General features: G+C 66.1%; 10 protein-coding genes. 5 read left to right on the forward strand and 5 right to left on the reverse strand.

The window, feature by feature from the left end:
- Positions 1-711 precede the first annotated feature (711 nt).
- The 3 genes from ctaD (at position 712) to katG (ending at position 5,718) form a co-directional block, all read left to right on the forward strand.
- Entirely contained in the window at positions 712-2,433 is a 1,722-nt protein-coding gene (gene ctaD / locus AC068D_RS18475) for an aa3-type cytochrome oxidase subunit I (protein ID WP_478824224.1), read from the forward strand.
- Positions 2,430-2,771 (forward strand): hypothetical protein, encoded by a 342-nt coding sequence (locus tag AC068D_RS18480; RefSeq protein ID WP_478824072.1) that lies wholly within the window; start codon positions 2,430-2,432, stop codon positions 2,769-2,771. The genes ctaD and AC068D_RS18480 overlap by 4 nt, the downstream gene beginning before the upstream one ends.
- Positions 2,772-3,528: 757 nt before the next feature.
- Positions 3,529-5,718 (forward strand): catalase/peroxidase HPI, encoded by a 2,190-nt coding sequence (katG, locus tag AC068D_RS18485; protein ID WP_478824073.1) that lies wholly within the window; start codon positions 3,529-3,531, stop codon positions 5,716-5,718.
- Positions 5,719-5,814: 96 nt separating this feature from the next.
- Here katG and AC068D_RS18490 read toward each other — a convergent pair whose 3' ends face one another.
- The 3 genes from AC068D_RS18490 to AC068D_RS18500 form a co-directional block, all read right to left on the reverse strand.
- A complete protein-coding gene (locus AC068D_RS18490; protein ID WP_478824074.1) occupies positions 5,815-6,489 on the reverse strand; it encodes an HAD family hydrolase in 675 nt (224 codons plus the stop codon).
- A gap of 116 nt (positions 6,490-6,605) precedes the next feature.
- On the reverse strand, positions 6,606-7,571 hold the full coding sequence (locus AC068D_RS18495) for an LLM class F420-dependent oxidoreductase (RefSeq protein ID WP_478824075.1): 966 nt from the start codon (positions 7,569-7,571) through the stop codon (positions 6,606-6,608).
- A gap of 329 nt (positions 7,572-7,900) precedes the next feature.
- A complete protein-coding gene (locus tag AC068D_RS18500; protein WP_478824076.1) occupies positions 7,901-8,206 on the reverse strand; it encodes a cupin domain-containing protein in 306 nt (101 codons plus the stop codon).
- Between the two features lie 468 nt (positions 8,207-8,674).
- Here AC068D_RS18500 and AC068D_RS18505 point away from each other — a divergent pair, with 468 nt between their 5' ends.
- A complete protein-coding gene (locus AC068D_RS18505) occupies positions 8,675-9,127 on the forward strand; it encodes a protein kilB (RefSeq protein ID WP_478824077.1) in 453 nt (150 codons plus the stop codon).
- A 783-nt stretch (positions 9,128-9,910) separates the two neighbouring features.
- On the opposite strand, the gene AC068D_RS18510 is transcribed toward AC068D_RS18505, so the two are convergent.
- The gene (locus tag AC068D_RS18510) at positions 9,911-11,935 is read right to left on the reverse strand and encodes a polymorphic toxin-type HINT domain-containing protein (protein WP_478824078.1); all 2,025 of its coding nucleotides are present in this window, start codon (positions 11,933-11,935) and stop codon (positions 9,911-9,913) included.
- Positions 11,936-12,415: 480 nt separating this feature from the next.
- On the opposite strand from AC068D_RS18510, the gene AC068D_RS18515 reads away from it, so the two are divergent.
- Positions 12,416-13,006 (forward strand): TetR/AcrR family transcriptional regulator, encoded by a 591-nt coding sequence (locus tag AC068D_RS18515; RefSeq protein ID WP_478824225.1) that lies wholly within the window; start codon positions 12,416-12,418, stop codon positions 13,004-13,006.
- Between the two features lie 45 nt (positions 13,007-13,051).
- On the opposite strand, the gene AC068D_RS18520 is transcribed toward AC068D_RS18515, so the two are convergent.
- Entirely contained in the window at positions 13,052-14,170 is a 1,119-nt protein-coding gene (locus tag AC068D_RS18520; RefSeq protein ID WP_478824079.1) for an isoafricanol synthase, read from the reverse strand.
- Positions 14,171-14,262: the final 92 nt, after the last annotated feature.

Here is a 14,262-nt window from a genome sequence, read left to right on the forward strand (position 1 = left end):
ATGAATGCAGGCAACCCGGAACAGCGACTTCGTCCACCGGGAGGCTGTCGTGTTAGCCGTCGCCGCACTCATGCCGCCGCTTCTCCTGGTCCTCGTATTGGCGATGGATCGCTACGAGGAGCGGATGTTCAGCAGCACTTCCGCGCCGCCCAAGCACGCCCGTCCCCGTCATCTCCATCTCGTGCCTGGCGGAAGGGACAAAGAACCGGACCACAACGTTGCAGACCGCGCAGCCTGACCCGTCCTGGCCGGTCAGGGATCTGCCCGGTGCAGGGCCCCGGTTGCTTCACTCGGCCTGATCTCAGCGAGGGTAGGGCCTGGGGCGCCGTGGGTGACTCGGTCGGCGCCCCCAAGGCATGGGGTTCTCGGAGTGACTGGGCCGGCACCGCTGGGTGGCCGAGCGGACGATCACCTGGCTGGAAACGGATCCCGTCGCCCGCGTCGCCGTTACGACGTCTGGCAGACCACTTCCTCGGGTTCGTCGTCATGGCCGCATTCCTCGTTGCCGAGAGGGCCTCCTGGGCTGCGGATCACGAGGTGGGCCTTTCATCCAAGTGGCCCAGACCGCGGCCCCCCATCAGGTGACATGAGCGTGCGGGGTATGAGGTCGCACGCCTTTGTGGGAGAGAAAGGCATCGTAAGTGTGCGCTGACCCGATCGACCGGACCAGGGTCGGCACTGAAGCCGAGTCTGCCAGGAGCCCGCGTGGCCATGAATCCCGAGACCTCACCCAGCACCTTGGTTGACGACTCGTACGAGAACGAGGTCCCGCCCCGACCCAGGCAGCCCGGCAATGTGGTGGTGAAGTGGCTGACCACCACCGACCACAAGACCATCGGCACGCTGTACATCACCACAGCGTTCGGGTTCTTCTGTGTCGGCGGCCTCCTGGCGATGTTCATGCGTGCCGAACTGGCGCGTCCGGGCATGCAGATCATGTCGAGCGAGCAGTTCAACCAGGCGTTCACCATGCACGGCCTGATCATGCTGCTGATGTTCGCGACGCCGCTGTTCGCCGGATTCGCCAACTGGATCATGCCGCTGCAGATCGGCGCGCCCGACGTGGCGTTCCCGCGGCTGAACATGTTCGCCTACTGGCTGTACCTCTTCGGCTCGCTGATCGCCCTTGCCGCGTTCCTCACTCCGAACGGCGCACCGGACTTCGGCTGGTTCATGTACCCGCCGCTGTCGGACGCCCAGCACACTCCCAACGTGGGTGCAGACATGGTGATCATGGGTCTGGCCTTCTCCGGCTTCGGCACGATCCTCGGTTCGGTCAACTTCGTCACCACGATCATCTGCATGCGTGCCCCGGGCATGACGATGTTCCGCATGTCGATCTTCTGCTGGACCGTGCTGCTGACCGGTGTGCTGGTTCTGCTGGCCTTCCCGGTGCTCGCCGCCGCGCTGTTCGCCCTGGAGGCCGACCGGAAGTTCGGCGCCCACATCTTCGACGCGGCCAACGGCGGCGCGTTGCTGTGGCAACACCTCTTCTGGTTCTTCGGCCATCCTGAGGTGTACATCATCGCCCTGCCGTTCTTCGGGATCATCTCGGAGACCATCCCGGTCTTCAGCCGCAAGCCGATGTTCGGTTACATCGGTCTCGTGGCCGCGACCATTGCGATCGCCGGTCTGTCCGTGACCGTGTGGGCTCACCACATGTTCGTCACCGGCGCTGTGCTGCTGCCGTTCTTCTCCTTCATGACCTTCCTGATCGCGGTACCGACCGGTGTGAAGTTCTTCAACTGGATCGGCACCATGTGGAAGGGTTCGCTGTCCTTCGAGACACCGATGCTCTGGGCCACTGGATTCCTGGTGACGTTCCTCTTCGGGGGCCTGACCGGGATCATCCTGGCCTCGCCCCCGATGGACTTCCATGTCTCCGACTCGTACTTCGTCGTCGCGCACTTCCACTACGTCGTCTTCGGCACCGTGGTCTTCGCGATGTTCGCCGGATTCCACTTCTGGTGGCCGAAGTTCACCGGCAAGATGCTGGACGAGCGGCTGGGCAAGATGAGCTTCTGGACGCTGTTCATCGGCTTCCAGGGCACGTTCCTCGTCCAGCACTGGCTGGGTGCCGAGGGCATGCCACGCCGTTACGCGGACTACCTGGCCGCCGACGGCTTCACCGCGCTGAACACGATCTCCACGATCAGCTCGTTCCTGCTGGGTCTGTCGATCCTGCCGTTCTTCTACAACGTCTGGAAGACCGCCAAGTACGGCAAGAAGGTCGAAGTGGACGACCCGTGGGGCTATGGACGTTCGCTCGAATGGGCGACTTCCTGCCCGCCGCCGCGGCACAACTTCCTCACCCTGCCGCGGATCCGCTCCGAGTCCCCGGCGTTCGACCTGCACCACCCCGAACTCGCCGAACTTCCCTACGACGGGGCGGGTGAGCGGAGCATCAGCGGCAGAGGGAAGGGCTTGCGGTGAACCGTCCCTCCCCTCACGAGGGAGTCCAGAACGGGCTGCACCAGCTCGACGGCTACCTCTACTGGCAGGCCGAACTCGCCGAAGCACGCAGGGAAGCCGTCGCCTTCTGCGACAAGCTGCCCTGGCTCACCACTGGCGAACGCCGCGAGCTCGAAGAGCAGTACGCACGTGCACGCGTGGACATGTCCAAGGTGGCCCTCCGCCGCCTCGCCGACCGTTGTACCGAACTGCGCAGGGAGTACGAGGCGCGCTACCAGGACCTGCGCCGCCGGACCATCGCCCTCACTCTCGCCACCGGGTGCATTCTCCTCACGGTATGGGAGCTGCTACGCCGGTGAGCCCAGGTCTGGCGAGCAGAAGGCTGTACGTCCCAGCCTGTCGGCCTTCCTCATGGCCGACTGCCCCTCAGGCAACGTTCGCCGTATTGCGGTTGGCCCCTTTGCGGCGGTCAGCACTCCTTGCCACCGCACGCGACGAGACGGTCAATGGGCGCGCTTCACCCCACGGGCACCATCCGGGGGTACAGGTGATTACGCGAGCCATGATGCACTGATCGGAATCACACTGATGACGGACCAGGGGCGCAGGACGGACACAGCCCGCGGTAGGTGACCTCGGCCTCGGACACAACTGCAAACAGGAATCCTGGCCACAGGGTGACAGCTCCCAATGCGTCAGGCGAGCATACAGTTGTCCGTTTCCCGCTTTTCATGTCAGTGGTTGATCGCAAAGATCGGAGGCGAGTCTCCCTCTCTCGTGCGGCTCGGAGGCCGGGAGAGTCCTCGACCATGGGGCCGGACTGCAGAACCCATAAACGAATCCGGACTTCGAGTGCTTGTTGCGCCGGGTTTCCCCAGCGTGTTCTCGTAGCGGTGCGGTCCATGGTGCGCGACCATACGGACGCCGACACAGGCTCCATCATCGGAATCGTGCGTGAGGGCCGATAGTCGGTGGCCGCCGGCCCCGCGTCGACTGCCGCAGGTCCGGTCAGGCGATTTCCGGCCTACGGGCTCCACGGCGCGCCACGAGCGTGAGTCGCAGTGCTCGACATCAGCAGAGCATCCAGGAAACACCGAGACAGGAAGAAGGACGGACGTGTCCGGTAGCGAAAGCGAGAACCCGGTAATTCCCTCTCCGGCCCCGACGTCGACCCGCCCCAGGACGAACCGGGACTGGTGGCCGAATCAGCTGGACCTTCAGGTTCTCCACCAGCACTCGCCGCGGTCCAATCCGATGGGTGAGGACTTCACGTACGCGGAGGAGTTCGCGACCCTCGACCTCGACGCGCTGAAGCAGGACGTCTTCGAGTTGATGACGACGTCTCAGGACTGGTGGCCTGCCGACTACGGGCACTACGGGCCGCTCTTCATCCGGATGAGCTGGCATGCCGCTGGAACGTACCGCATTGCTGATGGCCGGGGTGGCGGCGGCAGCGGCGCTCAGCGCTTTGCCCCCCTCAACAGCTGGCCGGACAACGCGAGCCTCGACAAGGCGCGCCGCCTGCTCTGGCCGGTCAAGCAGAAGTACGGGCGGAAGATCTCCTGGGCCGACCTTCTGGTCTTCGCCGGAAATTGCGCCATGGAATCGATGGGGTTCAGGACATTCGGGTTCGGCTTCGGGCGAGAGGACATCTGGGAACCCGAGGAAATCTTCTGGGGGCCCGAGGACACCTGGCTCGGAGATGAGCGCTACAGCGGCGACAGGGAACTCACCGGTCCTTTTGGTGCCGTGCAGATGGGCCTGATCTATGTGAATCCGGAGGGGCCCAACGGCAACCCGGATCCGCTGGCGGCCGCCAGGGATATTCGCGAGACATTCGGGCGCATGGCGATGAATGACGAGGAGACAGTTGCGCTCATCATCGGCGGCCACACGTTCGGGAAGTGCCATGGTGCAGTCGATGCGCAGTACATCGGCCCTGAACCCGAAGCCAGCCCGGTCGAAGAGCAAGGCCTCGGCTGGAGAAACACCTTCGGCAGCGGCAAGGGCACCGATGCGGTCACCAGTGGGCTGGAGGGCGCATGGACCACCAATCCCACGAGGTGGGACAACGGGTATCTGGACAACCTGTTCACGTACGACTGGGAACTGACGACGAGCCCCGCCGGTGCGAAACAGTGGACTCCCAAGGATGCGACAGCCCAGGGCACTGTGCCCGATGCTCATGATCCATCGAAAACGCACGCCCCCATGATGCTGACGACGGACCTTTCGCTGAAGTTGGATCCCGTCTACGGACCGATCGCGAAGCACTTCCACGAGAACCCGGAGAAGCTCGCTGAGGCGTTCGCCAAGGCGTGGTACAAGCTGCTGCACCGCGACATGGGACCCGTCTCGCGCTACCTCGGCCCGTGGGTTCCCGAGCCGCAGCTGTGGCAGGACCCCGTCCCCGCACTCGATCATGAACTGGTCACGGACGAGGACATCGCTGCCCTCAAGGGCAAGCTCCTCGAATCGGGACTCTCCATCTCCCAGCTGGTCGCCACCGCTTGGGCATCGGCGGCCACGTTCCGCGGAACCGACAAGCGTGGCGGGGCCAACGGGGCACGGATCCGGCTCGCGCCGCAAAGGGGCTGGGAGGTCAACGACCTGCCCGGACTCGGAGAGGTGCTGCACACCTTCGAGCAGATCCAGCAGGACTTCAACCTCTCACAGTCCGGCGGGAAGAAGGTCTCGCTCGCCGACCTGATCGTCCTGGGCGGGTGCGCGGCCGTCGAGCAGGCGGCGAGAAACGCCGGGCACGACATCACGGTGCCGTTTGCACCGGGACGCACGGATGCCTCGCAGGAGCAGACCGATGTGGAGTCGTTCGCCGTTCTCGAACCGAGCGCGGACGGGTTCCGCAACTACCTCCGCACAGGAGAGAAGCTGGCGGCGGAGACTCTCCTCCTGGACCGGGCCAACCTGTTGACGCTGACTGCTCCCCAGATGACGGCTCTCATCGGCGGCATGCGCGCTCTGAACACCAACTCCGGGCAGTCCGCCCACGGCGTCTTCACCAATCGGCCCGAGGCATTGACCAACGACTTCTTCGTCAACCTGCTCGACATGGGCACGGAGTGGAAGGCTTCGGCATCGATTGAGAACGTGTTCGAAGGTCGGGATCGTGCCACGGGCGAGGTCAAGTGGACCGCGACTGCCGTCGACCTCGTCTTCGGTTCCCACGCACAGCTCCGAGCCGTCTCGGAGGTCTACGCGTGCGAGGACGGGAGTGAGAAGCTCGTGCATGACTTCGTGGCCGCGTGGGACAAGGTGATGAACCTCGACCGGTTCGACCTCGCCTGAGCCCGGTCCGGGTCGGCCGCCCACCGGCCGACCCGGACACCCCTCGGCGGTCAGCTCTGCCGAAGCAATGCCCCCGGCCCCCGCCGAGGGGATGCGTCAGGCGCGGCGCTCGAACTCCGCCAGCAGGCTGCTGTCCAGGTGCGACAACAGGTCGGCCGCGTCCTGATAGACGGCTGCGGCCCCGGCCTCTTCGAGATCCGCCCGGGGGATGCCGCCCGACAGCAGCGCCACGGCCCGGACGCCCGCCCCGGTCGCCGCCTTCATGTCCCACACCGTGTCGCCGACGAAGACGGCCTCGTCGACACCTGCTCCGACGAGTTCGAGTGCGCGGTGAACCGGATCGGGAGCAGGCTTGCCGGCCGCGACGTCGTCGGCTGAGGCCACGCCGGCGATGACGTCGTCTGCGTCGATGGCCCGCCGCAGTGCCTCGAGCTCCGCTCCGCCCGCGGAAGTGGCCAGAACCACGCGCCAGCCCCGGACGGCGAGCGTACGCAGCAGGTCCTGCGCCCCGTCGAGAGCGGGGAGCCGGTCGAACCATGTGCCGTACAGCGTGTCGTGTGCGGCGCCGATGGCCTCGTCCTTGTCCCCCTCACGGTCGTCGCCCAGCAGATGAGAAATGAGATCGGTCCCGGCGAGCCCGATCGCACGGTGGATATCCCGCATCGCCACCGGGTGTCCCGCTTGCCGGAACGCCTCCCACCAGGCGACGACATGAAGGTGGTTGGTGTCGGTGAGGGTGCCGTCGACATCGAACAGAACCGCGCGTGGCATGGGTGTTCGCCTTTCGAGCTGAGATTGGGATCCGCGTGCTGTGGACGTCGGGCCCCGACGTCGGGCCCCGGCGAAGTCGGTCCGAGCGTGCGGACGGCAGGCACGGAGCGGTCCGGTCAGAGCTCCCGCAATGCGGGAAGCAGCTGCTTCTCCGCCCAGTCGATGAAGGGCCGTTGCCGATCGCCACCCACTTGTACGAGTGCGATCTCGGTGAATCCCGCCTCGACGTAGGGGCGGACGGCGTCGACGAAGACGCCGATGTCGTCGCCGCACGGGATCATCCCGGCAACGTCCTCGGGAGCGACGTACTGAGTGGCGCCCTCGAAGCCGGACGGTCCCGGGAGCTCGGAATTCACGGCCCAGCCCCCGACAGCCCAGCGGAACTGGTCGTGGGCACGGACGACAGCGGCGTCACGGTCGGTGTCGTAGCAGACCGGCAGCTGGCCGATCCGCGGTTTCCCCGCGCCTCCGTGCCGGTCGAATGCGTCCAGCAGTTCGGCCTTCGGCTCAGTGGCGATGACCAGGTCGGCGAGCCGACCGGCAATCGAACAGGAGAGTTCTCCGGAGACCGCGACTCCGATCGGCGGTGCTTCGTCCGGGAGGTCCCACAGCTTGGCGTTCACCACGTCGAAGTGGGTGCCCCGATGGTTCAGCTCACCGCCGGCGAAGAGACCGCGGATGATCTCGACGGCCTCTTCCAGCTTTTCGAGGCGGAGCCGTGCCGATGGCCAGCCCCCGCCCACCACGTGCTCGTTGAGGTTCTCGCCCGATCCGAGACCGAGACGGAAGCGCCCCTCGGAGAGCAGCTGCATCGTGGCCGCCTTCTGGGCTACCACGGCAGGGTGATAGCGAGTCGTTGGACAGGTCACGTAGGTCATGAGCGCAATGCGTGTGGTCGCCTGGGCCGCAGCACCGAGCACACTCCATGCGTAGGGCGCGTGGCCCTGGGACGCGAGCCAGGGGAAGTAGTGGTCTGAGGTGACGGAGAAGTCGAAACCTGCCCGCTCCGCCGCGACGACGTCGTCCACGAGAGCCCTCGGCCCGGCTTGCTCCGTCATCATCGTGTAGCCGAATTGCACCATGCTTCACGGTTTGCCACAGCTCTCGCATCCGAAACCCTGGTCCAGGTCCACCGAGTGCGACCGGCTGCGAGGAGGTGTGCGACCGACGCCGGCGCCTCGTGCTTTCGCTCTGACTCCCCGTACCGACTCATCGACTGGATCGAGGCCGAACTCGCAGCCTGTGCCACGTTGCCCTCAATGGCACCGACCACCGCAGCCACGACGAGCAGAACGCCGTCGGCGCCTACGTCCGCCGGCGCAACACCCGCGCCGAGCCGAAGGCGAACCTCGCCCCCGACTCACCGATCCGCACCTGGACCGAATACCCGGCCCGGGCCGCGTGAGCGCGTTCACGCCCCGGGTTCCTCCAGGATCACCAACGTGCCGCGGCTACCCGGGCCGACAGCGTGTCGAGCGCCCGCCGGCACCCGGTACATCTCGCCTGTCTCCACGGTGATCTCCATGCCCTCCACCAGCAGTTCCAGCCGCCCGTCGAGCACCAGCAGCACCTCATCGGCCCCGTGAGCCTCTTCCTCGACCGGGCTGCTGTCCATACGCAGGACTTTCACACAGGCCGCCCCTACCTTTGCCAAGGAGTAGGAGCTCCAGGCAGCCGGCAGCGCGGCTGCTGTCGCCACGACGTTGATCGAATTCATCGCATGCCTCCCATCGGGCTGCTTCCACCATGGCGTAGGCAGCCCGCCATCACATTCAACGGATGTCGGAAAGCTATCTGAGCAGGGACGATCGTCGGTCGACCGTTTGGCAAAACCTCCCACGACCACGGCTCGATCGCCTGACCGAAATGCGTGACGAGCCACTGAGGGCTGTCCCGTCATCTCTGGTGGATCAGCGCGTGGTGTCAGATGCATGGGGTCTCCCCGGGCCCGCCAGGGCCGAGGGGAAGCCCCCTCGGCCCTGGCGGGCCCGGGGAGACCCCATTGGACGTCCCATCAACGACATCGGGATCTGACCGAAATCACGCCTGCCATGTGGTGCGCCCGGTGGGCATCCTTGCCCGGACCCGGCCATTGTGGTGCTCCTGGCACTGCACCGGAAACGGTGTCGAACGGGGGCAGCCGACTTCAACTTGCCGCAGCACCAATGTCCAAGGAGGACGCGCGATGTGGCCCAGCATCATTGCCGTGGTCGGCACACTGCTTGGAGGCACGCTCGCCGGGCTGCTTCAGATCAAGAGCGCGCGGATCGCTCGGAGTGCTGACCGCGCTGACCGGAGGGAAGAAGCGCTGCGCAGGGCGCTGGGCGAATTGGTGGCTGCACTGGGCGACCATCGGCGGGCCATGTGGCATCGAGAAGTCCTGCGTCTGGACGGCGCGAGCGAGGAGGCCGTGGATGCCGCCCGCAGGGCATCCCATGTCACGCGCTCGGCCGTAACCGGCCCACTGGTAGCAGTATCTGTCCTCGAGCGATCCCTCGCTGAGCCGGCTCGTCAGGCTGCTCTGGCCGCGTTCGACCTACGTGACGCCACCAATCACACCATCCTCGTCTCCCGCCGTGAGACCGCCATCGCAGCAACTGACGAACTGGTCGCCGCCGCCGGCCGAGCCATGGCATGACCTGCGAACCGCGCTCTGCGAACCGAAGATCACCGATGCGGTCAGCCCCGACGGCGACAAAAGCGCCAGTGCTCAGCGCCCGCGTCCGCTGGCGATGCCGTCAACCACTGTCACCCCATGCCGAAGCCCCCTTGGGGCCTGATCAACCATCACATGTTGCCACGACGCCTGGAATTCGCCCCCGTCGGCGGGGCTCCATGGATACGGCTGAGCAGAAAAGGGATGGTAAACCGACAGTCGCCAGACCGCGAAACCGGTCCGACTGATTCCGCTGCCGGCAGACACGCCGAGCCTCACCGGATTCACCTGCGGAAGTCTTATCAGGGTGAATTCGGTGAGGCTTCGGCCTGCTCAACCTACCTGCTGGCGTGCTGTGCTTGATCCCGCACCCCTGGCGTCAGCACCTCTGAGGCTGCCATTTCACGGAGAAGTCCTCGAACAACTTCTTGATCGAAATTCTCTCGGCGCGACATCTCAATGGCCCATGGGGCTGCCAGTTGCATCCAGTACGAGCGGCCAGAATTCCACGCTGAGCCAACCGTCAGCTCAATGAGCCTCTCAGGAGTTGACACGCCGCCCCGACCGAGATGTGCCCATGATCGGGAAAACTCGGCCAAGGATGCAGACAGGTCGCCTTCCAAGTAGGGCCACATGGGAACGAACCCCGAGTCTTCAAGAGTGGCCCGCCCCTCCGATTCCACACCGACTCCAATACGGCCGTCAGGCATGATTCCAATCCATGCCCCGTCGCCTCGATACACCACCGGAGTCCAATCGGTCATGTCAACCCCATGGCCTGTAGTCGTACTCAATTCCCTGATCATTCATGAATTTCTGGAACTGCTGACGCGTCGAATCTGTCCACCTGTGACCATAGTGGCCACTGTTCTCCGTGAACACCAGGCGCCCATTATCCCGGAAGAGTGTGCCACCCAGCACCGTCCCCCTGTCCATACCGGCCTTTTCCGCCAGTTGTTCATGCGGGCTGAGGCCTCCGGCAATGCGTTCGCGGTCTCCCGCCAGGAATCTTCCTGTTCTTGAGTCGAAGACGAACTCCGTCTCCGGCTTGGTCGAGTTGAAGGACTTCAAGGCGTCCGCGGATCGGCTCCCCGGTCCCAACTCGACGTCGCCACACCCGCTGTTGTGCACCAGGACTGGAGTAGTGCCCGCCAGCACATAGTACGTGTGCAGGTTGGCCACAGTGAGGTCGTGCGTGCGCTGTCGCCCTTGCCGGTCGAGGACGCCGGTGACCTGGAGGGAGGCGCCTGTGGAGCCGTTCAGCCGGTCGCCGGGCCTGATGTCCCCGGCATTGGTCCACTGTCCGGTGTTGGCCAGCCAGAAGGGGTGGTTGTCGGTGGCTGTGAGGGAGGCGGGGCCCTGGTCGGTGGCGAGGGTGAGGCGTGTGAAGTCTTTGTCGTCGTCGGTGGCGATGGTGTGGGTGACCGGCCGTGCGGCGGTGAGTCCGCTGTCGGGGTCGGTTGCGGTCACTCGGTCGCCGATACGGATGTCTTCGATGGCTCGGTGGGTTCCATCGGCGAGGAGCACTTGGGTGCCGGGCGGGAAGCTGTGGGGCTTCGCGCAGTCCGCAGTGTCCCGTTCCCGCTGTGCCCGTTCGACGAGTTGTTTGACCTCGACCGCCGCCAAGGCGCGGGCGTCGATCAGGGTGTTGGCGCGGAGCGGGATGCTGTAGCGGATCGTGCGGCCGCCGCTGGCCCTGGACTGGGCCTCGGCGTCGGCCTTGTACTTCGCTGCGACTGAGGCATAGACGGGGCCGGCACCCGGGTTGGAGCAGGTGAGCCTGCCGGAGACGCTGTTGCCGGTGATGGGGAAGGTGCCGCGGCCGCTGGTGCACCGTCCTGCGGACTGTCCGCCGATGGTGAAGGTCGCGCTCATGATGGCGGTGACCTTGCCGTCGGTGATGCGAGTCCTCGCCCCGCTGGTGACTTTTCCGGTGAACCTCTGGTTGGCGGTGCAGCCCCCTGAGCCGCAATTCATGTTCCCCGAGCCGTCGAGCGTGAAGTTGATGCCGTGGTCGCCCGCGTCCTTGAGCTGCTTGGTGTACTCCACCAGCGTGTCGAACATCGCGTCGATGGCATCACCGACGACCGGGCTCAGGTCCATCCCTTCCGAGCCGCCGTCTGCCAGAGGCCCGGCCGTCACCCGGGGAATTTCGGACGGAGTCTCGCCGTTCCGCCACTGGTCGGCCATCTCGGACAAGTCGTAAGGCTCCAGGCGCAGTACCCGGTGCGGCTTCTGCTTGGTGACGAGCAGACGGCCCGCCGAGGTGTCGACTCCGATCGCGGGCGCCCCGTCCACGGTGACGGTGTGCCGCTGCTTCGAGGTTGCCGGCTGCGGCGCAGCGGCCAGTTCCTGCAGGGCCTTGGACAGTTGGGCTGCCAGGATCCGCGGGGACGGCCTCCGGTCGAGTACCTCCTTCAGGGTGTCGGAGTTTCCGTAGAACCCGACCGTCCATGCGCTGGGTGTCTTCGTGCCGGGTCCGACGTCCTGGCCGGGGGTCGGATCCACTTTCCATCGGGTGAATTCCTTCTTGCCGATCCGAAGGACATCGTGATCGTGCTCCTTGTTGCCGGAGCTCGTTGTACCGAACTGGCTTCCGGAGGCAGTGACCGTGATGTCGCGTTCCGTAATGCCGGCGATCGCCGTGTCCCGGTAACGCAGGCCCGGGGCCTGCGCCAGGTCGTCCACAGCCTCCTTGAACGGCTTCAGGTTCCGCGTGGCCGTGGCCGGGCCTGATTTGGCAGAGGAGTTCACCCAGGTCAGCAGTCCGGCCACCAGTGCAAGGGCCAAGACCCCCACCCCACCGAGGAGCAGCATGCGCCGGCGTCCGGTCGGTGTGCCGAGTCTCGATGTCCACGGACGGCGCGTCGGCGCCGGTGGGTGGTGGGGCGGCGGTGGCGCAACGAGCGGCGCGCCTAATCGCGGATGACCCTCGGGAGGCGACTGCCCTTCGACGGGACCCGGTTCGGTCATGACACCCCTCATCTGGTCGATGCTCCGCTGCCACGTGAGCGGAGCCGTGGCGGGCGCGGTCCGGAATGTGTGTCCAGCGCAGGCGAATCGCCCCTCGCGATCACACCCGGTGCCACGCCTGCAGGGGCGATGCACCGTCACGGACCACGACTGTTCGCGTTCGGCGCGGAGTCCAGTGTGGAGGTCCAGCCATCAGAACTGGAAGTCTTTCTAGAAAAAAATCCAGAAACCATGTTCTACGCTGTCTGTGCCGAGGGCCAAGGGGTCCGCCGCTACGAGACCGAGGACGCCTGCTCGATGAGCCCGAAGCAACCACGAGGGGAAGCCACGGTCGAACAGGTACTGGATGCAGCACTGCGCATCTACGCCTCGTCAGGTGAAGCCGGCCTCACCCTGAGCGCGATCACCAAAGCCAGCGGGGTCAGCTCCGGGAGCGTCTACCACCACTTCGGAAGCCTCCACGGCGTGGTCACCGGACTCGCACTGCGATCGCTGGCCCGGCTGCTGGATGAACTGGCCTCGGCTCTGGCACAGGCAACCGATGCCCGCTCCGGCATCCATGCCGTCGTCCGGGCCTACCTGGACTTCGTACAGGCCCATCCGGAAGCCGCCCGCCTCATGCATTCCGTCACCGCGGATCGTGAGGGCATGGCCCACGCCGCGCAGATCCGCGACTCCCAGGAGGCCCGGCTGGCACCGATCACCCTCTGGATCCGCGCACACACGGAATCCGGTGAACTCGCCGCGCTCTCCGCCCCGCTGATCGAGTCCCTCGTTCTGGGCCCGGTCGTCGGGGTCGTGCGCCGTTGGCTCACCGTGGGCGACATCGACCTGGAGGAAGCCGCCCGCGCGCTGCCCGAACACATCTGGCGCTCGGTCAGCCGGTGAGCTGACGCGACAACCCGGAGCCGGCGGTCCGGGTGCAAGCCCGTTTCAGCCGTCCGCTGCCGCGTTCCACGTGAGAGCCCCCGTGGGGGGCCGGGTCGTGGCGGCAAGATGCGCCCAGGGGCGCTGCCGTCCGCCGCTCAGCGCTGCGGTCCCGGTCCGGTCGTAGCGGGCTGTTGCGAGGGACCAGGCGTGGTTGCCGGCCATGAGGTGACGCATACCGTCCACGTAATGGCCGACGTGTCCGCGTACGTGTGCGGGTGCGCCGCGCTGGCTGAGTGTGGCCGGCAGGGCTGCGGCGAGCTGCACGAAGCGGGCTGCGCGGGTGTTGGCGAGAGCGGCGATGTGGTCGATGGCCTGGTCCAGGGTGCAGCCCCGGTGCTCGCGCAGGACGATGACGCTGTTGTTCACATCGCCGGCCGCGAGTTCCTTGGCCAGGGAGACGATGTCGTTGACGAAGATCACCACATCGCTGGTGATCCGGCGCATCTCCCGCAGCGGAAAGGCATCGTGCAGGTCGTCGGGCAAGGCGTAGCCGCCGCACCGTTCCGTGAAGTCGAGGCAGGGCTGTACGCCTATGGTGTTCCGCCGGACCATGAGGAACTCCTCCGGGTCGGGCAGACGTTGGGCGTTGCGATGGTGCGCCTCTGCCTGATGGGCACTCATATAGGCCTGCCAGTGTGCGCGGAAGCGGCGCTGCCAGCGGTGGGGCGTACCTGCGGTTGCCCGCCGCCAGATGTCCCGGAACGCCCGGACGAGCGGCTGGTCGGGTACGACGAGCGCCTGGGGCGCGCCCTGTGCGGTCATGGTCCGTGCGAGGGTTCCCACCAACTGCTCGATCGACTCAGGGCGTGTTCCCAGCGCCCCGTCGAACTGGTCATCGAAGATGAAGAACCAGGCGTTGAAGTCGGCCGCGAGTTCGAGATCGCTGCCGGTTGCATCGGGGTAGAAATAGGCCATCAGACGCTCGAGCCGCAGCGTGTCGTACTCCGCCGTCATGGCTTCACCCGTCAACAGGCCCATCTCCTGCAGCCATTGCAGGGTGTGTCGCCGAGCCCGCTGCGCATGCGGATTGAACCGGGCAGGGAACGGAATCCTGATGGCGGCCGTCCGCCGGGTCGGGTCCGGGACTGCCGGACCGAGGTCGAAAGTCCATGCGTTTCCCATGCGGACCCCCTTGGGCGTCGTGGCGCTGAGGCCGGGTCGGCGGGGCCCGAGCGTTCGCGCCGGCTACGAGGCTAGGCGCCGTACCGCGCGAG

Source organism: Streptomyces sp. NPDC043861, from assembly GCF_056435905.1.

Coding starts and splice junctions, on each gene's coding strand:
- AC068D_RS18495 (WP_478824075.1), bottom strand. CDS start 7,571: ATGGTGCAATTCGGCTACACGATGATGACGGAGCAAGCCGGGCCGAGG.
- AC068D_RS18505 (WP_478824077.1), top strand. CDS start 8,675: ATGTGGCCCAGCATCATTGCCGTGGTCGGCACACTGCTTGGAGGCACG.
- AC068D_RS18490 (WP_478824074.1), bottom strand. CDS start 6,489: ATGCCACGCGCGGTTCTGTTCGATGTCGACGGCACCCTCACCGACACC.
- AC068D_RS18520 (WP_478824079.1), bottom strand. CDS start 14,170: ATGGGAAACGCATGGACTTTCGACCTCGGTCCGGCAGTCCCGGACCCG.
- AC068D_RS18500 (WP_478824076.1), bottom strand. CDS start 8,206: ATGAATTCGATCAACGTCGTGGCGACAGCAGCCGCGCTGCCGGCTGCC.
- ctaD (WP_478824224.1), top strand. CDS start 712: ATGAATCCCGAGACCTCACCCAGCACCTTGGTTGACGACTCGTACGAG.
- AC068D_RS18515 (WP_478824225.1), top strand. CDS start 12,416: ATGAGCCCGAAGCAACCACGAGGGGAAGCCACGGTCGAACAGGTACTG.